The organism is Citrobacter sp. RHBSTW-00986 (assembly GCF_013783065.1).
In the GTDB taxonomy this organism is placed as follows: domain Bacteria; phylum Pseudomonadota; class Gammaproteobacteria; order Enterobacterales; family Enterobacteriaceae; genus Citrobacter; species Citrobacter braakii.
Map to the genome: position 1 here is coordinate 640,007 of NZ_CP056200.1, position 25,755 is coordinate 665,761.

At 49.8% G+C, this 25,755-nt stretch carries 25 protein-coding genes; 15 read left to right on the forward strand and 10 right to left on the reverse strand.

The features are described from left to right. Window positions 1-3 precede the first annotated feature (3 nt). The gene (locus tag HV345_RS03155; protein ID WP_046276265.1) at window positions 4-777 is read left to right on the forward strand and encodes a siderophore-interacting protein; all 774 of its coding nucleotides are present in this window, start codon (window positions 4-6) and stop codon (window positions 775-777) included. Here HV345_RS03155 and HV345_RS03160 read toward each other — a convergent pair whose 3' ends face one another. Next, window positions 778-1,626 carry an AraC family transcriptional regulator gene (locus HV345_RS03160; protein ID WP_016154589.1) on the reverse strand — a complete coding sequence of 283 codons (849 nt, stop codon included), beginning with the start codon at window positions 1,624-1,626 and terminating at the stop codon, window positions 778-780. It abuts the gene before it with no gap. Between the two features lie 67 nt (window positions 1,627-1,693). Here HV345_RS03160 and cfa point away from each other — a divergent pair, with 67 nt between their 5' ends. Continuing rightward, a complete protein-coding gene (gene cfa / locus HV345_RS03165; RefSeq protein WP_094762095.1) occupies window positions 1,694-2,848 on the forward strand; it encodes a cyclopropane fatty acyl phospholipid synthase in 1,155 nt (384 codons plus the stop codon). Between the two features lie 65 nt (window positions 2,849-2,913). Here cfa and HV345_RS03170 read toward each other — a convergent pair whose 3' ends face one another. Next, entirely contained in the window at window positions 2,914-4,572 is a 1,659-nt protein-coding gene (locus HV345_RS03170) for a glycerone kinase (RefSeq protein WP_181636239.1), read from the reverse strand. Window positions 4,573-5,132: 560 nt separating this feature from the next. Between HV345_RS03170 and HV345_RS03175 the strand changes: the two genes are divergently transcribed. Next, window positions 5,133-6,230: a glycerol dehydrogenase gene (locus HV345_RS03175; protein ID WP_016154586.1), complete on the forward strand. Its 1,098-nt coding sequence runs from the start codon at window positions 5,133-5,135 to the stop codon at window positions 6,228-6,230. A 92-nt stretch (window positions 6,231-6,322) separates the two neighbouring features. After that, complete coding sequence (gene dhaR / locus HV345_RS03180) at window positions 6,323-8,248, forward strand: dihydroxyacetone kinase operon transcriptional regulator DhaR (protein WP_016154585.1); 1,926 nt, start codon at window positions 6,323-6,325, stop codon at window positions 8,246-8,248. Here the strand turns inward: dhaR and HV345_RS03185 are convergent. From HV345_RS03185 to HV345_RS03200, 4 genes are read right to left on the reverse strand one after another with little or no spacing between them, the layout of a single operon-like run. Further along, window positions 8,226-8,756: a cob(I)yrinic acid a,c-diamide adenosyltransferase gene (locus tag HV345_RS03185; RefSeq protein ID WP_101701238.1), complete on the reverse strand. Its 531-nt coding sequence runs from the start codon at window positions 8,754-8,756 to the stop codon at window positions 8,226-8,228. The genes dhaR and HV345_RS03185 overlap by 23 nt on opposite strands. Next, on the reverse strand, window positions 8,757-9,110 hold the full coding sequence (locus HV345_RS03190; protein ID WP_095715261.1) for a glycerol dehydratase reactivase beta/small subunit family protein: 354 nt from the start codon (window positions 9,108-9,110) through the stop codon (window positions 8,757-8,759). A gap of 16 nt (window positions 9,111-9,126) precedes the next feature. Continuing rightward, complete coding sequence (gene dhaT, locus HV345_RS03195; protein ID WP_016157511.1) at window positions 9,127-10,290, reverse strand: 1,3-propanediol dehydrogenase; 1,164 nt, start codon at window positions 10,288-10,290, stop codon at window positions 9,127-9,129. A 22-nt stretch (window positions 10,291-10,312) separates the two neighbouring features. Then, entirely contained in the window at window positions 10,313-10,741 is a 429-nt protein-coding gene (locus HV345_RS03200; RefSeq protein WP_003828504.1) for a heme-binding protein, read from the reverse strand. Window positions 10,742-11,132: 391 nt separating this feature from the next. Between HV345_RS03200 and HV345_RS03205 the strand changes: the two genes are divergently transcribed. The 5 genes from HV345_RS03205 to HV345_RS03225 all read left to right on the forward strand — a co-directional run bounded on the left by HV345_RS03205 (window position 11,133) and on the right by HV345_RS03225 (window position 16,086). Beyond that, window positions 11,133-12,800 (forward strand): propanediol/glycerol family dehydratase large subunit, encoded by a 1,668-nt coding sequence (locus HV345_RS03205; protein ID WP_181626897.1) that lies wholly within the window; start codon window positions 11,133-11,135, stop codon window positions 12,798-12,800. 11 nt (window positions 12,801-12,811) lie between these two features. Continuing rightward, the gene (locus HV345_RS03210; protein ID WP_016154579.1) at window positions 12,812-13,396 is read left to right on the forward strand and encodes a propanediol/glycerol family dehydratase medium subunit; all 585 of its coding nucleotides are present in this window, start codon (window positions 12,812-12,814) and stop codon (window positions 13,394-13,396) included. A gap of 2 nt (window positions 13,397-13,398) precedes the next feature. Then, window positions 13,399-13,827 carry a diol dehydratase small subunit gene (locus tag HV345_RS03215; RefSeq protein WP_016154578.1) on the forward strand — a complete coding sequence of 143 codons (429 nt, stop codon included), beginning with the start codon at window positions 13,399-13,401 and terminating at the stop codon, window positions 13,825-13,827. Between the two features lie 10 nt (window positions 13,828-13,837). Further along, window positions 13,838-15,649 carry a diol dehydratase reactivase subunit alpha gene (locus tag HV345_RS03220; RefSeq protein WP_181636240.1) on the forward strand — a complete coding sequence of 604 codons (1,812 nt, stop codon included), beginning with the start codon at window positions 13,838-13,840 and terminating at the stop codon, window positions 15,647-15,649. Window positions 15,650-15,762: 113 nt separating this feature from the next. Then, a complete protein-coding gene (locus HV345_RS03225) occupies window positions 15,763-16,086 on the forward strand; it encodes a DUF1889 family protein (protein ID WP_071524484.1) in 324 nt (107 codons plus the stop codon). A gap of 483 nt (window positions 16,087-16,569) precedes the next feature. On the opposite strand, the gene HV345_RS03230 is transcribed toward HV345_RS03225, so the two are convergent. The 3 genes from HV345_RS03230 to HV345_RS03240 are packed head-to-tail and all read right to left on the reverse strand — an operon-like array spanning window position 16,570 to window position 17,794. Then, window positions 16,570-16,836 (reverse strand): hypothetical protein, encoded by a 267-nt coding sequence (locus HV345_RS03230; protein WP_047499199.1) that lies wholly within the window; start codon window positions 16,834-16,836, stop codon window positions 16,570-16,572. Then, window positions 16,836-17,315, reverse strand: coding sequence for a DUF2778 domain-containing protein (locus tag HV345_RS03235; protein ID WP_141875682.1), 480 nt, complete (start codon window positions 17,313-17,315; stop codon window positions 16,836-16,838). The genes HV345_RS03230 and HV345_RS03235 overlap by 1 nt, the downstream gene beginning before the upstream one ends. After that, window positions 17,312-17,794: an Hcp family type VI secretion system effector gene (locus HV345_RS03240; protein WP_141875681.1), complete on the reverse strand. Its 483-nt coding sequence runs from the start codon at window positions 17,792-17,794 to the stop codon at window positions 17,312-17,314. Before HV345_RS03240 ends, HV345_RS03235 begins: the two co-directional genes overlap by 4 nt. Window positions 17,795-19,436: 1,642 nt before the next feature. Between HV345_RS03240 and HV345_RS03245 the strand changes: the two genes are divergently transcribed. Further along, window positions 19,437-20,753 carry a site-specific integrase gene (locus HV345_RS03245; protein ID WP_023326125.1) on the forward strand — a complete coding sequence of 439 codons (1,317 nt, stop codon included), beginning with the start codon at window positions 19,437-19,439 and terminating at the stop codon, window positions 20,751-20,753. A 4-nt stretch (window positions 20,754-20,757) separates the two neighbouring features. Then, window positions 20,758-21,372 carry a Fic family protein gene (locus HV345_RS03250; RefSeq protein WP_032635834.1) on the forward strand — a complete coding sequence of 205 codons (615 nt, stop codon included), beginning with the start codon at window positions 20,758-20,760 and terminating at the stop codon, window positions 21,370-21,372. Here the strand turns inward: HV345_RS03250 and HV345_RS03255 are convergent. Then, window positions 21,369-21,527 (reverse strand): hypothetical protein, encoded by a 159-nt coding sequence (locus HV345_RS03255; RefSeq protein ID WP_110820546.1) that lies wholly within the window; start codon window positions 21,525-21,527, stop codon window positions 21,369-21,371. The genes HV345_RS03250 and HV345_RS03255 overlap by 4 nt on opposite strands. Before the next feature lie 196 nt (window positions 21,528-21,723). Here HV345_RS03255 and HV345_RS03260 point away from each other — a divergent pair, with 196 nt between their 5' ends. The 4 genes from HV345_RS03260 to HV345_RS03275 all read left to right on the forward strand — a co-directional run bounded on the left by HV345_RS03260 (window position 21,724) and on the right by HV345_RS03275 (window position 25,506). Continuing rightward, complete coding sequence (locus HV345_RS03260) at window positions 21,724-22,602, forward strand: hypothetical protein (RefSeq protein WP_127913521.1); 879 nt, start codon at window positions 21,724-21,726, stop codon at window positions 22,600-22,602. A 279-nt stretch (window positions 22,603-22,881) separates the two neighbouring features. Next, a complete protein-coding gene (locus HV345_RS03265) occupies window positions 22,882-23,118 on the forward strand; it encodes an AlpA family transcriptional regulator (protein WP_023326121.1) in 237 nt (78 codons plus the stop codon). A gap of 125 nt (window positions 23,119-23,243) precedes the next feature. Next, entirely contained in the window at window positions 23,244-24,644 is a 1,401-nt protein-coding gene (locus HV345_RS03270; protein WP_023326120.1) for a YfjI family protein, read from the forward strand. Window positions 24,645-24,885: 241 nt separating this feature from the next. After that, window positions 24,886-25,506: an inovirus Gp2 family protein gene (locus HV345_RS03275; protein ID WP_023326119.1), complete on the forward strand. Its 621-nt coding sequence runs from the start codon at window positions 24,886-24,888 to the stop codon at window positions 25,504-25,506. Window positions 25,507-25,755 lie beyond the last annotated feature (249 nt).

The following is a 25,755-nucleotide window of genomic DNA, read 5'->3' on the forward strand; positions in this document are numbered from 1 at the left end:
AAAATGACAAAAAACACCTCACGCTACCCGCAGCGCGTTCGCAATGAACTGCGTTTTCGGGAACTTACTGTCCTGCGCGTCGAACGTATTAGCGCGGGATTTCAGCGCATTGTACTGGGCGGTGACGCTCTGGATGGTTTTAGCTCACACGGCTTTGATGACCATACCAAGGTCTTTTTCCCTGAACCGGGCAGCCACTTTGTGCCGCCGGTTGTCACCGATGAAGGTATTGTCTGGGCTGACGGCGTGCGTCCGATATCCCGTGATTACACGCCGTTGTATGACGAAGCACGCCATGAGCTGGCACTGGATTTCTATATTCATGACGGTGGCGTGGCAAGTACGTGGGCGATGAATGCCCGCGAGGGTGACAAGCTGACGGTAGGCGGACCGCGCGGTTCTTTGGTGGTGCCAGAGGACTATGCGTATCAGGTTTACGTGTGTGATGAATCGGGAATGCCTGCGCTGCGCCGACGCCTGGAGTCGCTCAGCCGTTTAGCGGTACGTCCGAACATCACGGCGCTGGTAAGTGTGCAGGATGCCGCGTACCAGGACTATTTTGCCCATCTTGACGGATTTACTATTCAGTGGTTTATCGGCCATGACGAACAGGCGGTGAATGAACACTTATCGCAGCTAAGCGTACCCGCAGATGATTACTACATCTGGATTACCGGCGAAGGTAAGGTGGTCAAAAACCTGAGTGCTCGCTTTGAAAGCGAGGCGTTCGATCAGCAACTTGTTCGCGCAGCGGCTTACTGGCATCAGCGTCGTTAATCAGTAATTAGATGGCGGAACGCCAAACGCCTGGCGGAATGCGTAGCTAAATGCCGCGGTGCTTGAATACCCTACGTCGAGCGCCACGGCGGTCACGCTTTTATTTTTCTTCAGCATTAATACGGATTCCAGAATACGCATTTTTTGCTTCCAGACGCTGAAAGGCAATCCGGTTTCTTTTTTGAAATGGCGTGAAAAGGTACGGGCAGACATACCCAGATGCTGCGCCCAGTATTCAACCGAATGCTCCAGCGCCGGGGATTCTTGTATTGTTCGGCAAACTTTGGTTAATTCGCGATCCTGCGGCCAGGGTAATACAAAAGCGACTTCCGGAAGCTGCAGAATAATGTCGACCAGGACGCTAACCAGCTTGCCCTCTTTTGACTGGCTATCATAATGGCCCGAAATTAAATTCGTGGCGTAATGAATAAACTCTCTGGCGAAATCACTGATAGCCACCACTTTACATTCATTGATGCTCTCTTCAAGAAAGCTCGGTTTAATATCCAGATTCTCTAAATGCACATCATCCAATGCCCAAACCGCATGCTCCGTATGATTTGGGATCCAGATGCCATAATGCGCCGGGATTATCCAGCACTTGCCGGCAACATCAATACGCATACTGCCTTTGCGGGCGAAATGAAACTGCATAAAAGAGTGTGAATGCTGTGGAACATGATGATTGGCTTCCAGGACATAAGAGCGAAAGTAAACATCCTGCGGCAGTTCCGTCATGGAGTTATCCGGGAAGGAGTTCCACTGTTTTTGCACGAGAGTTTCCATAAATAGATCGTCAATGCTCCCGATGGTGTGTCCGCTGCTCGATAGATCTTGTCCGCGGATCATAATACATACACTCTTTTTTCCATAATAATCTTGCGTAAGAATTTTTAGCCCACCTTTGGTAAATACCATGAACTCGCTTTGTTCAGATGCTGTCATCGTCAATGAAACAAATGATAACTGGACCCGAATGGGAAAAGAGCTGCTTTCGCAAGCGGATATCAGGATTAATGGCTCCCGTGCCTGGGACATTCAACTTCATCATGCCGGTTTCTTTAAACGGGTACTGCAACAAGGCTCGTTAGGGCTTGGCGAAAGCTATATGGAAGGCTGGTGGGACTGCGAGCGGCTCGATATTCTGTTCTGCAAAATCCTGAAAGCAAAACTTGACCAGCAGATGCCGGGTAACCTGAAAGATATTTTACGTATTGCCAGCGCACGCCTGTTTAATTTGCAGTCGCGGAGCCGCGCGTGGATTGTCGGCAAAGAACATTATGATATTGGTAACGATCTCTTTGCGCTGATGCTTGATCCGCATATGCAATATTCCTGCGCTTACTGGAAAGACGCGACCACATTAGACGATGCGCAAAATGCCAAATTAAAAATGATCTGTGAGAAGCTACAACTTAAACCGGGCATGCGTTTACTCGATATTGGTTGTGGCTGGGGTGGGCTGGCGGAATATGCGGCGCGTCATTATGGCGTGGCGGTGGAAGGCGTCACCATTTCTAAAGAGCAGCAAAAAATGGCGCAGCAGCGCTGTGAAGGACTGGACGTTAAGATTCTGCTGCAGGATTATCGCGACCTCGATAAACACTACGATCGCATTGTCTCGGTGGGGATGTTTGAACATGTCGGGCCAAAAAACTACGACACCTATTTCAGCATCGCCGACCGTTGTTTAAAACCGGACGGACTGTTCCTGCTACATACCATTGGTAGCAATAAAAAAGGGATGAGCGTCGATCCGTGGATCAATAAATACATTTTCCCGAACGGCTGCTTACCGGCGATCACCCATATTGCCGAAGCCAGCGAATCACGGTTTGTGATGGAAGACTGGCATAACTTTGGCAGCGATTACGATAAAACGCTAATGGCGTGGCACGAGCGCTTTAATCAAGCATGGCCGGAGCTGTCATCACGTTATTCCGCCACCTTCAGAAGAATGTTTAACTACTATTTATGCGCCTGCGCCGGGGCTTTCCGCGCCAGAGATATTGAACTTTGGCAGGTGCTGTTTAGTCGCGGCGTAGAGGGCGGGATCCGCGTGTATCGTTAACGTTCTGCCTGATAAGCGAAGCGCCATCAGGCAGTAAATACCTGAGAAGCGCTCCTTGTTACATCTTAGCCCAGCTCACTCTTCGCTAGCGCTTTAAACACCATCGCTACGGCGTGCGCGCCGGGGTCCATGTTTCCGAGCAGGCTTTCGCTGCTCAGATACGATGCGCGACCCGCATTGGCTTTGCTCGACAAACAGGTTCGTTCGGCTCCCGCTTGCGCGGCGTCGAATGCGGCCTGCAGATTTTTCGGCTGTGTGAGCAGCGAAGTCAGGGCCGGTTGCAGCGCATCAATCATCGTGCGATCGCCTTCGTCTGCGCCGCCGTAGAACTTCATCTGCGCCAGCCCCGTATTTAGCGCTTCGACAACGTTAGCGCCCTGTTCCAGTTTCTGCCCGGCGGCGGTAAAGAAGATTGACATCAGCACACCGCTGGAACCGCCCATCACCACGGTCAGACGTTCGCCAATCAGCGCGAACAGCGTGGCAAGGTTATCCAGCGGCAGTTGCTGGCGATGCAGCAGGCTGGCAATTTCACGCGCGCCGGCGGCAAAGGTCGAACCGGTATCGCCATCGCCGACTTTGGCGTCCAGCGCATTCAGATGAGTCTCCAGATCGGAAAGGGTTGCGGTGACCAGCTCCACAACCCCGGCCACCAGGACGTTTGCCGAAGGCTGGAATTCCACGCGGGCGCTACGCTGAGATGACGCTACACAGGTGATTTCACGCGGTGGGACCGGCGTCGGCCAGTTGCTGGTTTCCACTTCGGTGAGCAGTGCTTTTTCGATGCTCTCTTCCAGCACGATGGCCGTCAGTGAGAAGCCTTTCATATCCAGCGCGGTGACCAGCGAGGCCGGGCCAATTAGCCAGTCGATACGCGAGTGCAGCGGGCTGCTGGCGAGTTCGCGGGTGATGATGGCCATTTCGGCCACGGAAACGCCGCCAAGATTATTAATCATCACCGCCAGACGACCGGTTTCAGGCAGGGCGGCCAGCAGTTTATCCACCATCAGGTTCACCACTTGCGCACTGTTTTGGGTGTCGATAACCGATGCGCCTGGTTCACCGTGAATGCCCATACCCAGCTCCGCATGACCCGGATGATGACGAGGGGCTGCGTCGGTTTCTTGCGGCAAATGACAGCTGGAAAGCGCTACGCCCAGACTAAAGGTGTTGCTGGCTGCGTACTGCGCTTCACGCAGGACGGTGGCGAGGTTATAGCCGCGTTCGGCAAAATAGCCTGCGATTTTATGCACCAGGATAGTTCCCGCAATGCCACGTGGGTGTTTGTTATCCGGCAGGGAGATGTCGTCGCCGACAATCAGCATTTCAACGTTATAGCCAAGGCGACGCGCCTTCTCGGCGGCGAGACCGAAATTAAGACGGTCACCGGTGTAGTTTTTCACAATCAACAAACAGCCAGCCTCACCGGTCACCGCCTGAATGGCGGTCAGTACTGCATCCACGCTCGGGGAGGCGAAAACGTCGCCGCAGACCGCAGCGGTTAGCATGCCTTTACCGATAAACCCAACGTGCGCGGGTTCGTGTCCCGAACCGCCGCCGGAAATGACCGCTACGTTATTTTTATTAAGGTCACGACGGACCACGATGCGAATGGCCGGATCGCTTTCCAGACGCGCCAGGTTATTCCATGGGCTGGCGATAATCGCCCCGTCGATGACGTCGCTCACAAGATGGGTGCGTTGGTTAAAAAAGAATTGAGACATAACGGCTCCTCGAGGTTGAGTGAAAGACAAACCCCCGAATGTAGGATCATGGTGCGGAGGCAATGAAGAGATTCTGGCGAAGTCAGCGTGGAAAAAAACAACGCTAAAATGAGTTTCATTACGGAACGTTGATGCTGTTTTTTGTTCCGAAATGAAACTTAAAAAAGCGGGGAATGATCATAATGCGAGCTCGCTCGACTTTTTTCTCCTGCGATCAGCGCCGCTCATACGGCGCAGCCAGCCTTTTTTGCCGGTTTTAATACAACTGCATGAGTAAAAGAGGAACTGAGCTTCGTGTTTGCCGGAGATTTGGGGGTAAATGTACGGATCGGGATCGCAAACCTTATCATTTTTGTGGATAAGCGTTCCAGAATGGAACGTACGTCGTTTTTATCTGTTTCATATCAGAACAAAATGACGAAAGATTTTTTTGTTCACGCCTCGCCATACAGTTATTGCATCGCTCCGGTACCTCCTGTTTTTGCCGACAGCAACAGGCCAAACAGGTTAACGCCAGGGCTCACCATGTAAAAACATGTACTTATTTGAGGATGAAAGGAATGCTAAAAGTTATTCAATCTCCAGCCAAATATCTCCAGGGCCCTGACGCTTCCACCTTATTTGGTCAATACGCTAAAAATCTGGCGGACAGCTTTTTCGTGATTGCGGATGACTTCGTGATGAAGCTGGCGGGAGAGAAGGTACTCAATGGCCTGCACAGCCACGACATTAGCTGCCACGCGGAACGTTTCAACGGTGAATGCAGCCATATTGAAATTAATCGCCTGATTGCCATTCTGAAACAGCACGGTTGCCGCGGCGTGGTTGGGATTGGCGGCGGGAAAACGTTGGATACCGCCAAAGCGATTGGTTACTACCAGAAGCTACCGGTGGTGGTGATCCCGACTATCGCCTCTACCGATGCGCCAACCAGCGCGCTGTCGGTTATCTATACCGAAGCCGGTGAGTTTGAAGAGTATCTGATCTACCCGAAAAACCCGGATATGGTGGTGATGGACACCGCAATCATTGCCAAAGCGCCGGTACGTCTGCTGGTGGCCGGGATGGGCGATGCGCTCTCAACCTGGTTTGAAGCGAAAGCCTGTTATGACGCCAGAGCGACCAGCATGGCGGGCGGACAGTCCACCGTAGCGGCGCTGAGCCTGGCGCGCCTGTGCTATGATACCCTGCTGGCGGAAGGCGAAAAGGCACGCTTTGCCGCGCAGGCTGGCGTGGTGACTGATGCGCTGGAGCGTATTGTCGAAGCGAACACTTACCTCAGCGGCATCGGCTTTGAAAGCAGTGGTCTTGCAGGGGCGCATGCTATCCACAACGGTTTTACGATTCTGGAAGAGTGTCACCATTTGTACCACGGTGAAAAAGTCGCCTTTGGTACGCTGGCGCAGCTGGTGCTGCAAAACAGCCCGATGGAAGAGATCGAAACCGTGCTGAATTTCTGTCAGAAAGTAGGCCTGCCGGTAACGTTAGCGGAAATGGGCGTGAAAGACGACATTGACGGCAAGATCATGGCCGTGGCCAAAGCGACCTGCGCAGAAGGTGAAACCATCCACAATATGCCGTTCCCGGTGACGCCTGAGAGCGTACATGCCGCGATACTGACGGCAGACCTGCTGGGACAGCAGTGGCTGGCGCGTTAATCAGTCGTCGGTAAGTTTTTATCCGGCATCTTCTCCCCCCTCTGACAGTCTCTGCCGGAGGGGTTGTCTATGGTAAAACAGCGGAAAGGGATATGACGACGCACACTCAGGACATTGGGAAGGAAGTCTCTTCGGTCATTGCCCAGTCATGGCATCGTTGCAGCAAGTTTATGCAGCGGGAAACCTGGCAGGCGCCGCATCAGGCGCAGGGCCTGACCTTTGAGTCGATCTGTCGTCGCAAAACGGCGCTGCTGACGATTGCTCAGGCCGCGCTGGAAGATGCCTGGGAGTTTATGGACGGCCGTCCGTGCGCGTTGCTAATTCTGGATGAATCGGCCTGTATTCTCAGCCGTTGCGGCGATCCGCAGACGGTGGAGCAACTGGCGGAGCTCGGTTTTCGCGACGGCAGTTACTGTGCGGAAAGCATTATTGGCAGCTGCGCATTGTCGCTGGCGACGATGCCGGGGCAGCCGACAAAAACCTCTGGCGATCAGCACTTTAAACAGGCGTTGCATCCGTGGTCGTTCTGCTCTACGCCGGTATTCGATAACCATGGTCGACTGTTTGGCTCCATCTCGCTGTGCTGTCTGGTAGAGCATGAGTGCGTTTCTGATTTATCCCTGACGCTGGCGATTGCCAGAGAAGTCGGCAACTCATTGCTGACTGACAGCCTGCTGGCTGAATCCAACCGCCATCTGAACCAGATGTACGGGCTGCTGGAGAGTATGGATGATGGCGTGATGGCCTGGAACGAACAGGGCGTATTGCAGTTCCTCAATGCGCGCGCGGCGCTGCTTTTGCATCTCGACGCGCAGGCCAGCCAGGGGAAGAATATTAATGACCTGCTCAATCTCCCCATGCTGCTGCGTCGGGCGATCAAACATGCCCGCGGCCTGAATCATGTCGAAGTCACCTTTGAAAGCCAGCACCAGTTTGTTGATGCCGTCATCACCCTGAAACCGATTGTTGAAGAGCAGGGCAACAGCTTTATCCTGCTGCTGCATCCGGTGGAGCAAATGCGTCAGCTGATGACCAGCCAGCTCGGCAAGGTGAGCCACACCTTTGAGCAGATGTCGACAGACGATCCAGAAACCCGACGTTTGATCCACTTTGGTCGTCAGGCGGCGAGGGGAAGTTTCCCGATCCTGCTGTGCGGGGAAGAGGGCGTCGGTAAAGAGCTATTGAGTCAGGCCATTCACAATGAAAGCGAACGCGCCAGCGGGCCGTATATCGCCGTGAACTGCCAGCTGTATGCCAACAGCGTACTGGGGCAGGATTTTATGGGCAGTGCGCCTACTGATGATGAAAACGGTCGGCTAAGCCGTCTTGAACTGGCGAACGGCGGCACGCTGTTTCTGGAAAAAATTGAATATCTGGCGCCGGAGTTACAATCCGCGCTGCTGCAGGTGATCAAGCAGGGCGTTTTAACCCGCCTGGATGCCCGGCGGCTGATTCCTGTGGATGTCAAAGTGATCGCCACCACTACGGTTGATCTCGCGAATCTGGTGGAGCAAAACCGCTTTAGCCGTCAGTTGTATTACGCGCTGCACTCTTTTGAGATCGTAATCCCGCCGCTGCGGGCGCGGCGTAACAGTATTCCATCGCTGATTTATACGCGGTTGAATAGCCTGAAAAAACGCTTTTCATCCAGCCTGAAGATCGACGACGACGCATTGGCACAACTGGTGGCCTATTCGTGGCCGGGTAATGATTTTGAGCTGAACAGCATTATTGAAAACATCGCCATCAGCAGCGATAACGGCCATATTCGGCTGAGCAATCTGCCGGATTATCTGTTTGCCGAACGCCCGGGTCTGGAGACGGCATCTTCACTGCTGCCCGCCAGCCTGACCTTTACCGCCATCGAGAAAGAGGCGATTATCCATGCCGCCCGCGTGACCAGTGGGCGTGTTCAGGAGATGTCGCAACTGCTGAATATTGGTCGCACCACCCTGTGGCGTAAGATGAAGCAGTACGACATTGATGCCAGCCAGTTTAAGCGTAAACATCTGGAGTAGTTTCTTCGATTCTGGCCATCGAGAACAGCGCATCCGACAGCCGGTTGATATAACGCCTGGCCTCATCGCGTAACGTCAGCGTTCTGCCCATCGCGATGAGGATCCGCTCCAGCCGACGCGTCAGGGTTCGCGCAACGTGCAGCTGTGCCGATGCCAGATTTTTCCCCGGAATAACAAACTCTTTGAGCGGGCCGCTTTGCGCCATATTGCGGTCAATAAGCTGCTCCAGCGCCTGAATATCCTCTTCGCCAATACGCTGTTTTAAGCGTGTGAGTCCTTTCTGATCGCTGGCGAGTTCCGCCCCCAGTACGAACAGCATCTTCTGCATAGCGTGCAGTTCCTGGCGTAGCTCGGCCTGGCGCGTGCTGGCATAGCAGACGCCAAGCTGGGAAATCAGTTCATCCACCGTGCCGTAGGCCTCAACGCGGATGTCGTCTTTATCGATACGACTGCCGCCAAACAGCGCGGTCGTGCCGTTATCACCGGTTCGGGTATAGATGCGGTACATTTATTTTATCTCGCTGAAGGGAAGAACTTTAACCAGTTGACCGGCATTGGCGCCGAGCGTGCGGATCTGTGCTGTCCCGACGCGGGTATGCCCGCAGACCAGCGCCCGATCCTCGGGCAACTGGGCATGGGTTAAGGCAATATCTCCGGTGGCGTTGAGACCGAGACCCACGCGCAGCGCCGAACTTTTGGCCGCCAGTTTGCCGAGCGCCAGCGCGCAGTCATGATCGTCGCAACAGATTGCCCGGCAGGGGACGCCTTGCTCTTCCAGCCCCCAACACAGCTCATCAAGCACGCGAGTACCCTGCCAGCGTGAGTGATAAAACAGATGTACGCCCGGTGATGAAAGTGACATTGCGCCCCCTGCGTTATCAGAATGCCTGACGGAAGATCTCGGCAATTTCTTTCTCGTTCCCTTTGCGCGGGTTGGAGAAGGCGTTGCCGTCCTTCAGCGCCATTTCCGCCATATACGGGAAATCGGCTTCTTTGACGCCCAGATCGCGCAGATGCTGCGGAATACCGATGTCGGCGGAGAGGCGGGCAATAGCATGAATGGCCAGCTCGGCGGCATCCATGGTGGAGAGTCCGTCAGTGTTTTCGCCCATAAACTCTGCGATGTCGGCAAATTTTTCCGGGTTAGCGATCAGGTTATAGCGTGCTACGTGCGGCAGCAGTACGGCATTCGCCACGCCGTGCGGCATGTCGTAAAGACCGCCAAGCTGATGCGCCATCGCGTGAACGTAGCCGAGGTTGGCGTTGTTGAAGGCCATACCCGCCAGCAGGGAGGCGTAGGCCATGTTCTCGCGAGCTTTCAGGTTGCTGCCCAGCGCCACGGCCTGGCGCAAGTTACGGGCGATCAGGCGGATCGCCTGGATAGCGGCAGCGTCGGTGACCGGGTTGGCATCTTTGGAAATGTAGGCTTCCACGGCGTGGGTCAGGGCGTCCATCCCGGTGGCCGCAGTCAGTGGGGCTGGCTTGCCGAGCATCAGCAGCGGATCGTTAATAGAGACCGACGGCAGGTTGCGCCAGCTGACAATCACAAACTTCACTTTGGTTTTGGTATTGGTCAGCACGCAGTGGCGGGTGACTTCGCTGGCGGTCCCGGCGGTGGTATTCACCGCAACGATCGGCGGCAGCGGGTTGGTCAGGGTTTCAATCCCGGCATAGCTGTAGAGATCCCCTTCGTGAGTCGCGGCGATACCGATGCCTTTACCGCAGTCATGCGGGCTACCGCCGCCAACGGTAACGATGATGTCGCAATGCTCTTTCCGAAAGACCTCCAGGCCGTCGCGCACGTTGGTGTCTTTGGGGTTTGGCTCAACGCCGTCAAAAACCACGACGTCAATACCGGCTTCACGCAGATGTGTGAGGGTTTTATCTACCGCGCCGTCTTTAATCGCCCGCAGACCTTTATCAGTGACCAGCAGCGCTTTTTTACCGCCCAACAGTTTACAGCGTTCGCCGACCACGGAAATAGCATTGGGGCCAAAGAAGTTCACATTTGGCACCAGGTAATCAAACATACGATAGCTCATAATATACCTTCTTAGATTTAAATTATAATTCAGAGAAACAATTCAATGCGGTTTCTGCTAATAATCTGTCTTGTTCGACGGTACCGCCACTTACGCCAACGGCACCGATTAATTTGCCGTTTAATATGACAGGTAAACCGCCGCCAAAAATAACAATTCGTTGTTGATTGGTGAGCTGCAAGCCATATAGAGAGGCACCTGGTTGTACCGCATCGGTAATTTCATGGGTACCCTGTCGCAGGCAGCAGGCGGTATAAGCTTTATTAAGAGAGATATCACAGCTGGTGACAAACGCGTCGTCCATACGTTGCATTAGCAGCGTGTTCCCGCCGTGATCCACCACGGAAAACACCACCGGAACGTTGATTTCAAGCGCTTTAGCCTCCACGGCCTGCGCCATTTTCTTTGCAGCCGCCAGCGTAATGGTGGCGATTTGTTGGCTCTTATTCACATTCTCTCCTGAAAAGGTTGTAGGGCTGAGGTCACGAAAATATCGCGCAACAGCTATTTTTATCATTGGCTTTATCTTATTTTCTCGCCCCGCGTTATTAAGTCAATAGGGTAGGGATTTCAAAAATATTACGTTCAGTTTCCTGTTGTGGCGTTTATTGATAATGATCATTTAACCTCGTCACAATTCACGGCGAATATTCCTGAGCCGCGTTTCAATATGAAACGATGGTTTTTTATTACGTACCAAATTGGAACGAAATTAATTTTATTTTTTTATTGTCCTGCTCATTTAGAGTTCGGCTATTGCTAATGAAAGGCGAATGCCGGGTGTTGTGTCCCCGGCAATACGGCCCGGCGTCCCTATTTTTTATCTTTTGAGTCCATAAACTATGAGAAGATCAAAACGATTCGAAGTGCTTGCCCAGCGGCCTGTAAATCAGGATGGGCTAATTGGCGAATGGCCTGAAGAGGGGCTGATCGCAATGGAAAGCCCTTACGATCCGGCTTCGTCGGTGAAGGTGGAAAATGGTCGTATTGTTGAGCTGGACGGCAAGAGCCGCGCCGAGTTCGACATGATTGACCGTTTCATTGCCGATTACGCGATTAACGTGCCCGAGGCCGAGCGCGCCATGCAGCTCGACGCGCTGGAGATCGCCAGAATGCTGGTGGATATCCACGTCAGTCGGGATGAGATCATTGCCATTACGACTGCCATCACCCCGGCGAAAGCGGTGGAGGTGATGGCGCAAATGAACGTGGTGGAGATGATGATGGCGCTGCAAAAAATGCGCGCCAGACGAACCCCCTCCAATCAGTGCCACGTGACCAACCTGAAAGATAACCCGGTACAGATTGCTGCCGACGCTGCTGAAGCGGGGATCCGTGGCTTTTCCGAACAGGAAACAACGGTCGGGATCGCCCGCTATGCGCCGTTTAACGCCCTGGCGCTGCTGGTGGGGTCCCAATGCGGTCGCCCCGGCGTGCTGACGCAATGCTCCGTTGAAGAGGCCACGGAGCTGGAACTGGGAATGCGCGGGCTAACCAGCTACGCCGAAACGGTGTCGGTATATGGCACGGAGTCGGTGTTTACCGATGGCGATGATACGCCGTGGTCAAAAGCGTTTCTTGCCTCGGCGTATGCTTCTCGTGGTCTGAAGATGCGCTACACCTCCGGTACCGGTTCGGAAGCGCTGATGGGCTATTCCGAAAGTAAATCGATGCTTTACCTAGAGTCGCGTTGCATTTTTATCACCAAAGGTGCGGGCGTACAGGGGTTACAAAACGGCGCGGTCAGCTGTATCGGCATGACCGGCGCTGTGCCGTCGGGGATTCGCGCGGTGCTGGCGGAAAACCTGATTGCCTCGATGCTCGACCTTGAAGTGGCCTCCGCCAATGACCAGACCTTTTCCCACTCCGATATTCGTCGTACTGCCCGCACCCTGATGCAGATGCTGCCGGGCACCGACTTTATCTTCTCCGGCTATAGCGCGGTACCGAACTACGACAACATGTTTGCCGGGTCGAACTTCGACGCTGAAGACTTCGATGATTACAACATTCTGCAACGCGATCTGATGGTTGATGGGGGCCTGCGTCCGGTCACGGAAGAGGAGACAATCGCCATCCGCAATAAGGCCGCGCGCGCCATTCAGGCGGTGTTCCGCGAACTGGGCCTGCCGCTGATTAGCGATGAAGAGGTGGAGGCCGCCACTTACGCTCACGGCAGCAAAGATATGCCCGCGCGCAATGTGGTGGAAGATTTGGCTGCCGTGGAAGAGATGATGAAACGCAATATCACCGGGCTGGATATCGTCGGCGCGTTGAGTTCCAGCGGCTTCGAAGACATCGCCAGCAATATCCTCAACATGCTGAGGCAGCGTGTTACTGGTGATTATCTGCAAACGTCGGCCATTCTGGATCGTCAGTTCGACGTCGTCAGCGCCGTTAATGACATCAACGATTATCAGGGACCCGGCACCGGCTATCGCATCTCTGCCGAACGTTGGGCGGAAATTAAAAATATTGCGGGCGTGGTTCAGCCCGGCTCGATCGAATAAGGCGGTACACAGTGGAATGCACAACTGAACGTAAGCCGGTTTTCACCTTGCAGGTGAGCGAAGGCGAGGCGGCTAAAGCGGACGAACGCGTGGATGAAGTCGTGATAGGCGTCGGCCCGGCCTTTGATAAGTATCAGCACAAAACATTGATTGATATGCCGCACAAAGCGATTTTGAAAGAGCTGGTTGCCGGCATTGAAGAAGAGGGGCTGCATGCACGGGTGGTGAGGATTCTGCGCACCTCGGATGTTTCATTTATGGCATGGGATGCGGCAAATCTCAGCGGTTCTGGCATCGGGATTGGTATCCAGTCGAAAGGAACCACGGTGATTCATCAGCGCGATCTGCTGCCTCTGAGCAACCTTGAGCTGTTCTCTCAGGCTCCGCTGCTGACGCTGGAAACCTATCGCCAGATTGGTAAAAACGCCGCGCGCTATGCACGTAAAGAGTCGCCTTCGCCAGTGCCAGTGGTTAATGACCAGATGGTACGACCCAAATTTATGGCCAAGGCCGCGCTGTTTCATATCAAAGAAACCAAACACGTGGTGCAGGATGCTGCGCCTGTCACGCTGCATATTGCACTCGTAAGGGAATGACCATGAACGACAACATCATGACCGCGCAGGATTATCCATTAGCGACCCGCTGCCCGGAGAAAATCCAGACTCCTACCGGCAAACCGCTAACCGAGATTACCCTTGAGAATGTGCTGGCGGGCCGCGTAGGTCCGCAGGATGTGCGTATTTCTCAGCAAACCCTGGAGTACCAGGCGCAGATTGCCGAACAGATGCAGCGTCACGCCGTGGCGCGTAATTTCCGTCGTGCGGCGGAGCTTATAGCAATCCCGGATGCCCGTATTCTTGAAATTTACAACGCGCTGCGGCCGTTTCGTTCTTCGTTCGCCGAGCTTCAGGCCATTGCCGATGAACTGGAACATACCTGGCATGCCACGGTGAACGCCGGGTTTGTCCGCGAGTCGGCAGAGGTGTATCAGCAGAGAAACAAGCTGCGTAAAGGCAGCCAGTGACGGAGGTTGTATGCCGTTAATTGCAGGGATTGATATCGGCAACGCCACCACCGAAGTGGCGTTGGCGCAGCATGGCCGGTTTATCTCCAGCGGGATTGTCGCTACGACCGGTATGAAAGGCACACGGGACAATATTGCCGGGGTGGTGGCCTCCCTGCAGCAGGCGCTGAATAACACCCCGTGGTCGCTTCAGGACGTGGCGAAAATCTGCATCAACGAGGCGGCACCGGTGATTGGCGATGTGGCGATGGAAACCATCACTGAAACCATCATTACCGAATCAACAATGATTGGGCATAACCCGCAAACGCCCGGCGGCGTTGGCGTGGGAATGGGAACTACCATCGCCGTGGAGAAGCTGGCGGCGTTGAGTGAAGATCGGTTTGCCCAGGGCTGGATCCCACTGGTCGGTGAGGAGAGGGATTTCCTCGAGGCGGTTTGGTTTATCAATGAGGCGCTGGATCGCGGGGTCAACGTGGTAGCGGCGATCCTGAAAAAAGATGATGGCGTGCTGGTGAACAATCGCCTGCGTCGAACAATGCCGGTGGTAGATGAAGTCACCCTGCTGGAGAAGGTGCCGGAAGGTGTGCTGGCGGCGGTGGAAGTGGCGGCCCCAGGACAGGTGGTGCGTGTGCTGTCGAATCCTTACGGCATCGCGACCTTCTTTACCCTGACGCCCGAGGAAACGCAAACCATCGTCCCCATCGCCAGGGCGCTAATTGGCAACCGTTCCGCCGTGGTGCTGAAAACCCCGCAGGGTGATGTGCGCTCAAGGGTGATCCCGGCGGGTAAGATCTTTATCCGCGGCGAAAAGCGTGGCGGTGAAGCCGACGTAGCGCAAGGCGCACAGGCCATTATGCAGGCGATGAGCACCTGTGCGCCCGTGTGCGATATTCGTGGTGAAGCAGGTACGCATGCAGGCGGCATGCTGGAGCGAGTGCGTAAGGTGATGGCCTCGCTGACCGGTCACGACATGAACGCGGTGTATATTCAGGATCTGTTGGCGGTGGATACGTTTATTCCACGCAAGGTGCAGGGCGGTATTGCCGGGGAGTGTTCAATGGAGAACGCCGTTGGCATTGCGGCGATGGTGAAATCCGATCGCTTACAGATGCAGGCCATCGCCAGTGAGCTGAGCGTCCGGTTAAACATCCCGGTTGAAGTCGGCGGCGTGGAGGCCAACATGGCTGTCGCCGGTGCGTTAACAACGCCCGGATGTGCTACACCGCTGGCGATCCTCGATTTAGGCGCAGGCTCCACCGATGCCGCTATTATCAATAGCGATGGCGTAGTGAAAGCCGTCCATCTGGCTGGCGCGGGGAATATGGTCAGCCTGTTGATTCAAACCGAGCTGGGCTTAAGCGATCCGTTTCTGGCGGAGGAAATTAAAAAATACCCGCTGGCAAAAGTGGAGAGCCTGTTCAGCATTCGCCACGAAAACGGCGCGGTGGAGTTTTTTCGCGAACCGCTCAGTCCGTCAGTGTTTGCCAAAGTCGTTTATCTGAAAAACGGCGAGCTGATCCCAGTAGATAACCAGACCTCGCTGGAAAAAATTCGGTTGGTGCGCCGACAGGCCAAAGAGAAGGTTTTTGTGACCAACTGCCTGCGCGCTTTACGCCAGGTATCACCCGGGGGCTCTATTCGTGATATGACTTTTGTGGTGCTGGTGGGCGGCTCCTCGCTGGATTTCGAAATCCCGCAGATGATCACCGACGCGCTGGCGCATTACGGCGTGGTTGCCGGACAGGGCAACATCCGTGGTACCGAAGGGCCGCGTAATGCGGTAGCGACCGGGCTGGTTTTGGCCGGGATAGCGAATTAATCGTGCAGAAAACAGCCGCCGCAAGCGTTTAGCTGCGGGGTAAATCAAATAAAGGTGATGTTCTCTTTGATATCCCGGCGGAGTTGGGTACATAGTATAAATGTGTCTCTCACGTGGTTAATTTTAAGGATAAGAGCATGCCAACAGCAATTGAGAAAGCATTGGATTTTATTGGTGGTATGAACACTTCGGCGTCAGTACCCCATTCAATGGATGAAAGTACCGCTAAGGGAATCTTAAAGTATTTGCATGACTTAGGTGTGCCAGCGAGTCCGGAAGCTGTGATGGCACGGGGTGAGCAGGAGGGATGGAATCCCGAGTTCACGAAAAAAGTGGCCGGATGGGCAGAAAAAGTAGCCTCCGGTAACCGCATCCTTATCAAGAACCCAGAGTATTTTTCAACCTATATGCAGGAGCAGCTCAAAGAGCTAGTTTGAGCTGACTATCGAATCAAACTCTAACGGACGTTTCCATCTCTGGATGGCGACGTCCAGAAGGGGTTGCCTTTCGCATGTTCTCGCCTTATCACGTGAAACACTTTCCGTCCCTGCCTGACTTGTTTTTCTTGTTACTCATTTCACATTTCGGTGCAAACAGGTAGAGCGCTATCAGTCTGGTTCAGTTGATTTGGTCTTAGCGAACAAGCTGGACATTATCGACGTGGCTGAAGTGGATGTTAACCACTTAATTTAATGATAAATATAATAAAAATCAAAAAGGTGAACAGGTGGACACTTTTTTATATAAAGTAATTTTTGTGATTTTTTGAGTATGGATTGTGGGGCGTTAAAAGTTACAGGTAATAAAAACGCGCCTAATAACTTCGGCGCGTTTGTGGTGTATTTCCGCTGTGGCCACCTGTCAGGTGGTCATGTTCGAATCACAAGGTAATACGTTGGCAGAGCCTGGACACGTAAACGTCATGTGTTTTCACCCTGTGATTTTTTCCACTTCCTCTGTCTGGCAGCAGCAATAAACCAGATCGCAAACGTAGTGATGGCTATAGCCAGAAAATACAGAATCAGTGAAAACCCGTCATTCCAGTGCGCTTCCTGTATGAATCCATAGTTTTCCTCATACCACGCCATAAACGCTTCATCAGGGATGAAGTAACAAAGCAGGGTGTAAACCACTGTCAGGGCGAGCAGTTCAGAAAGCCATAAAAAAACATGTGTGGCCGGTTTCATCAGTACACCTGTATTGTGCCGAACGCTTTTAATTGAGCCGTAACCATAACTGATGGTGTGCTTAATAAAGCCTCAAGTAAGATTGCGTAATCTGCATGGCTGGGTAGCGTAATGCAGCCATCACTAATGCCCGATTTACCCGCGGGATGTAAACGGAAGTTACCCCGCTCAACACCGTCTATGAATGAGATATCATCAGTTTGGCTATCCTGGCGATAAAGCGCAAACCATAGATCGCGATCTGAGCCGCTCTCTAAGCCGTGCACCATATCCCGCCAGCGGGAGTGAAGCCCGCCTCTTTGGCGCGTCACGATGTAGTAAAGACCGGGCGGCAATGGCCCTTTTTTTACTACTGTAATCGAAGCAGGGTTATTCCTGTGTGTTCCTGCATTTCCTGAGTACGCCGGGAAAAAACCCACGCCCGGGCAACTTAATGTTGATAGCTGTCCGCCATTAAGATGGAAGGTGCACCGGATCATCTTTCATTCCACGCATCAGAAAACTGAATGTTGCCATCACAGTATTTCCAGGTAATCCGCTCATACCGCATGGCTACGTTTTCAAGATGATTATGTTTTTCGGTCGCCGGGTTTTTGATATCGAGCATATGCGGCGCGGAGCTGACGATCTTCACGGTCTCAAGCAACATGTTGAAGTATTCAACTTCTTGCCCGGCGTCGTTAATTCTGTACCATTTAAATTCTGCGCTTTTAAGTGTCTGCCCGGTGGCAATAGCCTTGTAAAGATACGGGCTGGAAGAATCGAACTCTTTTTGAAAGTTAAGGGGGGCATGTTGCCTGGTGCCGGTGAGTTTTCCGGTTCTGCTGTCTGTCGGAATATGCAGACCATGGCCAAAAGATAGAATCTCTATGCTTCCCTCTCTATCCTGGACATCAACTGAACCTTTGATATCCGCGCCGCCGTCGTCTTTTAAAAATAAATATGCAGGAATAGCCATTACATAAACGCCTTTTAGTTAATGAGGTGACTAAATCCTATAACCTAAGCCGCTAGTATGTCCAAAATAATGTTATTGTAAGCTGGTAAATAACATATATGTGAATGTGTTATTTGGATTTATATAAGAAATAAATGAAAGGAAAGTATAATGGAGAATATTGAAATCGAGAAACATAAAAAAATTCATAAATGCGATAATTTGGAATTAAAAACACTGGAAGAATATAAGTGATCTTTAAATTCTGAAGCATTTTTCTTTGTCGATTATCATGGATTTTTATGTGGTTCACTTTCTGGTGAGATGCTGGCCGCCAATCGGGAACAGCTCAATGTAATGATAGAATATTTGAATGGATTGCGCACCGAGATAAACCGATGAAATCATTCAGGGTAATGTAAATTATTTGTTCGATATTGTTTGTTATCTATCGGATATTGATTATCTACATTTTCGGTTATTTTAATAATTATTAACCTGTATTATTAATTAACGTGGCACTCAGACGTGAGCCGCCACTGATCGCCCGGTTTCCTTTTCCGCTCCTGCGGTTTTCCTTCTCCCGGCGGCGGGTAATCTTCAATTTTTCGGAAGTGGCCCAACGACGCAGACGTGTGTTTGTTGTCGCAAGTGCTCGAGATGATTTCTATCCCGCAGCGGTACTTTTTGAGTTCGACGGCGTTCGCCGGGTACTGAGCAAAATATTTTGCCGACGTTACCCGGAGCAGGTAAGTTAAGACGGCACGGAGAAAAGAAAGACGATGCCAAAGATAAAAAAACTGCGAATTCGCAAAAAAAAACTACGCAAAACTGCGCAAAAAAACTGCGAATTCGGAGTCGGTAAAACGCGAAAAACTCATCGACGCATACCGTCTGGCGGGTGCAAATGCAAAGGGTTTGCGGCGTTTGTGACCGCCAGCCAGCCCCTAAGAATTCCTAAGGTTTTACGAGCCATTAGCTTGCGCCGGGGCAAGCCAGAAGTTAAGAAATGTTAAGGTTCAAAGAGCCATTCTCATGCTTAGAAATGCCAGGGTTACACGGGCCATTCGCTGGCAGCGTGACAAACATCAGAAACGCTATTCATCAGATTGCGCAGTGAAAAACTGGGTACGCAAGGTACGCAAAAAGACGTGCGTACCTGCTAAGCTGTAAGCCGTGCCAGCCTTTTTTATATGATGCGGGCGGGCTTATGCGTGGAGTTCGTCCACCAGCTTCACACATCGTCAATGTATGCAAATGTTAACGTTTTGCGAATGGCACTAAGCAAGAAATGCTGTAGATATGGTGGGCGGTCATAAAATAACCATAAATCACCATGGTTACCTTTCTGGAATATCCCCGGCATATCCCCGGAAAAAACAAAAGGGCCGACGATTACTCGCCAGCCCTTGCTGTGTTTGGTGGCCCCTGCTGGACTTGAACCAGCGACCAAGCGATTATGAGTCATAAAATTGGCATGTTTTTAATTGTTTGTCATTGTCTCTGTTTGTATTTTTAATTGTCTTTAATCAATCAGTTATGAGGTTATTTTTGTTTCTGATTGGTTCCCTCATTTCCCCATTGTACTATCCTTACCTGACCCGTTACCTGACCCGAAATGGGCATCGGGTCAGGTAACGCTTATTCTTAGAAAGGTAAACTCATGGCCGCTAATCTTACCGAGACTGCTATACGTGGATTGAAGACAAAAAGCACGGCGTACTACGTGTGGAGCAACAGCGCTCAACGTGGTACTGGCAGGCTTGGCGTTAAGGTTCAGCCTTCAGGCAGCAAGGTTTTTTATTTCCGTTACTACGTTGAGAAAGGGAAGAAAGAGAAGTTCATCCAGTTGGGCATCTGGCCTGAGATGAAACTGGTGACAGCCAATGAGCTGGCGAAAAAGTATGGTGCCTGGCTTGTTGAAGGAAAAGAACCCCAGCAAGAGCTTGAGCAACAACGCCTGGCCGAGCAGCACATGATGCAGATCCATCGTTCTCAGGGATCTTTTGAAGAACTGGTGCATGGCTACGTCAACAAGATGAAGCTCGATAATAAGCGGACCTGGGCTGATGTTCTGAAACGTCTTGAAAGAGAGTGCTACACGGTTATTCCTCGTGATACCAAAGCGAAGGACGTGACGCCTCTGCAGATCAAAACCATTCTATCAGGTATTATCCAGCGTGATGCGGTGGTCCATGCTAATCGGATTCGCTCGTATCTGATGGCGGCATTTAACTACGGCCTGAAAGCCGATAACGATCCGATGAATACCAGTGTGGGTATCACGTTTGGCCTTGAAGTTAACCCTGTGTCGGCAATACCTAAGCAGTCTTCGGCGGAAAAGGTGGGTGATACATGGTTAACGCTGGAAGAGCTACGTTTTGTCATGGAGCAGTTCGCTCAGGCAACTAACGTTGGGCCACTGATGCAGCACCTAATCCGCTTCTGTGTTTATGCTGGCGGGCAGCGTCCGTTTGAAATAATTGCCAGCCAGTGGAGCGCGATTGACTGGCAGCAAAAGACGCTCCTAGTAATTGCCGATGTATCGAAAAACAAACGGGAGCACCTGATCCCACTGACTGAATCGGCATTAAGTGAATTAGCCTCAGTGAAAGAACTGACTAAGGAAAGTAACAGCCCCTATATCTTCCCGCTCTCGACCAACGGCGAACGACCGGTGCGTACCGATAGCCTGGCGCGTTCCATCATGTATTTCCGGGCTTTTAATCCTGAGTTTAAAGTTTTTACGGCGCGAGATTTACGTCGGACCTGTAAAACGCTGATGGGGGAAGCGGGGATCAGCAAAGAGATCCGGGACCGTATTCAGAATCACGCTTTGAACGACGTCAGCTCGAAACACTACGACCGTTATGATTATCTGACTGAAAAGCGCAGGGCGCTTGAGATCTGGGAAGATCGTGTCAACAACTATCAGCGACAGCAGGAAAACAACGTTGTGAACTTGTTTGGACGGAGGTAAGGGCTTGTCAAAATATGAGCTTAATTCTGCAGAAGATCGGTATCAGCCGGGCTCTGGAGACTTAGTGCTGGCTAATAAGCTGGGGATCATTGATGAAGAGGAAATGGAAGCGCTGGAATCTGGCTTGCTGCTGATGCTTTATGAACAGCTATTTATCGAAGGCCAGCCGCCTAAAGCGCTGGCTTTTGAGCACATCAGTAGGTGGCATCGCCAATGGTTGGGGAATGTGTATGACTGGGCAGGGAAGTTACGCAATGCCAACCTGACTAAAGACGGCTTTCAGTTTGCAGCTGCCGACAGGATTCCGCTTCTTCTTGATGGTTTCGAGAAACAGTTTCTTGCTCGGTCTGGTGAGTTAAAGGATCTTTCTCGTCCGGAGCTGGTTAGTTATCTGGCTGAATGCCACGTAGAGTTTATTTTGATCCATCCATTCAGAGAAGGTAACGGACGTCTGTCGCGGCTACTTTGCGATGTATTGGCCGTTTTGGCAGGGAAGAGTTTGTTAGATTACAGCTTATGGGATGAACACAAGGCGTTTTACTTCAAGGCCATTCAGGCGGGCGTATCAGGTAACTACAGCCCTATGATGCAACTGGTGAGCGACATCTTGCCAGATTAACGGGCGAGGCCAACAGCTTTCGCCTGTGCCTGATTTTTTTTGAGTTGCTGCTCAATTTTTTGCACAGAAACACCCGTTTCGATCGCGGTTGAGCTGGCGATGGAACGGTAAATCTGTGCTTTGGTAACTTGTGATGATGTTGGTTGCTTGTGCATGGGACGGTTCCTAAGGGTTTCCACTTGGATTGTAGTTACGATGGTTGATAGTAGCAAGGATGCTTTTGGTCAAGCCTCGCCATAAGCAAAATAAGTGAGACAATGTCATAAAGGTAGGCCTACTTCAGGGCTTTACAAAATTACTATCCTAAGTGTTATTATCCAACAATGTCTCTTAATGAATGCCTTAAGGAATATGATGGAACATTCCACACAATTTTATCAATTAAATGAAGTAATTAATAAATATAAATTACACCTAAGTGATGTGATAAATTTCTGGATAGGTCATGAGATTCCTCTTTATATTAAGATGGAAGGTGTGTCATGTAAGTTATCATGTATTATTCGTGATGATAATGATCTGTTCTTAAAAGATGAAAAAAGAAGCATTTATAGGTATCGTGATTTTTTATTTGGTGAAAATCCATTGGATAGTATTGATCTCAAAAATCTTATTATCGAAAATAGCAAGCTTGATGTGATTCATGGTAATGATATATATCAAAGTGAATTGAGCTGCCAGTTCACGGAAAGACAGTTTCGTCACGAAAGAGGTTCCGAGGTTTCATATATTAAAATTGGACGTGAGCAGTTGTTCTACAACGGATTTGCATATGGTTATTGGCGGGTTAAAGCCGGGCCTTCAACGCGTTTTGTAACAGGGAAGTATAAAATTGCAAATACAAATCCATTAATGTCTGATTGCGATTCCTCTGCCTTTTTGAATGTCTATGGAATGGATGAATTTGATTGCTTAATATTTAATAATGAAGTTGAAATAGATGGACTTGAACTATATATAAGTTCAAGCGACATTGAAATGATAAAAGCTGGTTGCTCTTCTGATATAAGTGTTAATTTGGAAAAAGTAATAAAACCACGAACGTCTAAACAAGAGCGAAGGGCCCTCTATATTTTGTTGCATGAGATATGCAAAAAGAAAAATCTACAATCTAACGCTTCATCAATGGCAAATATTCTAACTGTTATAGCAAATAATGACTATGGTAAAGATTGGGAGTTCGATGAAGAAACTATTAGAAATTGGTTAATAGAATCGAAACTTAAATAATTTTTAATTAGACAATGCAACTATTTAAGATTGCATTGTCTACGGCCCAAGCTCACTTCTGCAAGAACAGGCAGTATCAAGATTCATTTGCGTTGGGCCAGTATTGCTAGCGCTGTACGATATAAATCCAGAGCTTGTGTCACTTATGCATTCTACCCTTGGCGTTTGCTCACCAGTGATGGTTTGCAAAGTCCTTATTAAGGCCTTAACAAGGAGTGCATTCCTTTCACATCCTCATAAACTGAGACATGCTGTCTCCACTGAAACGAAGGAGGCAATATGAAAACAACATTCAACTATCCAACACCAGAACAACGCCTGCAGGTTCTACGTAACTATGGAGAACCGCATGATCGCTTGGTGCGTGAAAAAGAACGTCAGTACATCACATCGATATCTCGTTCCACGGCTTGGAAGCTAGAACAAGTCGGCCATTTTCCCTTGCGTAAATCCATTGGGTTGAAGTCTTGTGGATGGTTGCTTAGTGACCTGCTTTGCTGGATCAACGAGCGTTAAACTCAGGAAATAAAGGCATTCTTTTTTTACCTAATGACCTTTGCATTTTGCTATTTCCGCTATGAATAGCTAAATAGCAGCATTAGCGGAATTATTTACCATGTTAATTTAACAAGAGGTAGTTTATGTCGTTTGGTCGCTCTTTCCCTGTGGATGTTTTTCCATCAATAATTAGAAATGCGATTTATGAAGCAGAACAACATACGCAAGCACCGCTGTCATTAATAGCGGCGTCAGCGCTTGGTGCCATTTCATTAGCATGTCAAAACGGAATTGATGTCTGTAGGTTGAACAACTTGCGTAGCCCAGTATCGCTCTTTTTACTCACTCTGGCTGAATCTGGAGAACGGAAAAGTACGGTTGATAAGGTTTTAATGAGACCGTTGTATCAGCTTGAGGAAAAGTGGTTTGAGCAATACAACCAAGATCTAAAGGCTTGGTTGAACGGCGAGGTTGCTTTTAATATAGAAAAAAAAGCATTGGCATCAAAATTGAAAGCCGATATGTGCCGTAATAAAGATTACGGCGCAACGAATGAACGATTGAAAGCGTTATTGCAAACCAAACCCGCAGAACCTGTTAGATATAGGCTAATACTTAATGACGCAACACCATCTGCGATAAAACATTATCTCTGTAGAGACTGGAGGTCAGTGGGTATCATGTCAGATGAAGCAGGCACAATATTCAACGGACATACATTGAATGAGCTACCTTTCATCAATAAGATGTGGGATGGTTCAACTTATTCTGTCGATAGGAGAAATTCGCCTGAGCTTTTAATCCATGATGCCAGAATGACATTATCTCTGATGGTACAGCCTGAAGTATTTCAGAAGTATATTGAACGAAAAGGTGATATAGCAAAAGGAATTGGTTTTTTTGCTCGTTGCTTGATTTGTCAGCCAGATTCAAAGCAAGGATACCGACAGATCACTAATCCGATAATCTCCAGCGAATATCTGCCAGTGTTCCATAGTCGGCTTATAGATATAGTCAACGATAGCATTGCTAGAAATGGCAAAGGAGAACGGCTCAGCCTGCGTTTCTCTCCTCAGGCAGAACAAGAATGGATCTCATTTTATAACAAAACAGAATCGGAAATGAGTGAGCATGGCTATTTATCTAACATGAAAGATTATGCCTCAAAAATGGCAGAGAATATGGCGAGGATTGCTGCACTGCTCTATTATTTTGAAGGCTATGACGGAGATGTATCTGTTCAGGCTGTCGAGGCTGCAGCGCAGATAAGTGGCTGGTATGTAGGCGAGTACAAGCGTTTGTTCTTTAAGTCCCAGGAATTCACTCTTCTCGATAAAGAAAGTGACGAGCTATATTCGTGGATAAAAAATTATTGTGCTAGTACTTTCCCATCACATATAAGTAAAACGATGATTCTTCAATATGGTCCTCACAGGTTCAGAAATAAGATTAAAATGAATGAATTACTTGGCACCTTATTCACTCAACGGAAAATAATGGTAACAAGAGAGGGTAAGACTATTTATATCCAGCCAGTACATTAGCAAATTAATTGCAGAGTGATGTTTTTATCATGAGTAGTTGTGGTGCTTGGTTTTCCGGTTCACCAACAAGTGTTTTTATGTTGGAACTGGTAATATATAACATACCAATATACCACCAACTCCATTCCAATATACAACTATAAACATACCTTAACAGTTTAATTCGATACTAGCTAAATCACAACTACGATAGAAATATATTTATACGAACAGACATTAAAGTAAGACATAGGAATAATTTATGGAATTATACAACGGTTCTCATGGTGAGCATGTACTCGCCTATAGAAAGCATATTGAACAAGTAATTAATAATGCTATCAACGAATTTCCAAGGACTATGGCATTACGTGTTGATGTTCATTATCCACCTATTCTAGATAGAGGTGATACTGTATGTTGCTTCCCTAATCTGGAGCCAGGAGTGATATCCCGCTTCCGTAACTCATTAAATGCTATACTGGAGGCCAATGAGAAAGCCAGAGCAGTCGACGGTAAAAGAATATATCCAAACCGTGTTCGTCATGTTTGGGTACGAGAGTTTTCCGAAGAAGGAAAATGCCACTTTCATCTTGGTCTTTTTTTTAATAAAGATGCCTATTATCACTTAGGTGATTATAAGATTGAAAGCAACCTACGGATGATGATTGTAAGGGCATGGTACAGTGCTTTAGGTTTAGAGTTGGAGGATTATCTGGGATTGGTTCACTACCCTGAAAATTGTCGCTATATTCTAGATAGCAATGATTTTAATTTTGAAGCACAGTACAACAGCCTACTGAATCGTTTAGATTATTTAGCAAAACTTGATACTAAAGTATTTGGCGATGGAGATCGGAACTTCGGTTGCAGTCGAGGTTGATTTATTTTTTACAGAAACGGCCTTTCTTATAATTGGAAAGGCCAAAATCCGTCAGTACGTAATTAAACCTGACAGTTTACTTCGAGCGAAAAGTGTGATTCAGGTCCGTGTAAATCGGCCAATATCTTCTTAATTTCCATTTCACAAAACAAACCTGCCTTTTTTAACTGACTAACTACCCAAAAGCATCATTGTGGGTAGCTTTATAGAGCTAATAGGTTCCAACAACTGCCACTGTTTAAATATCCA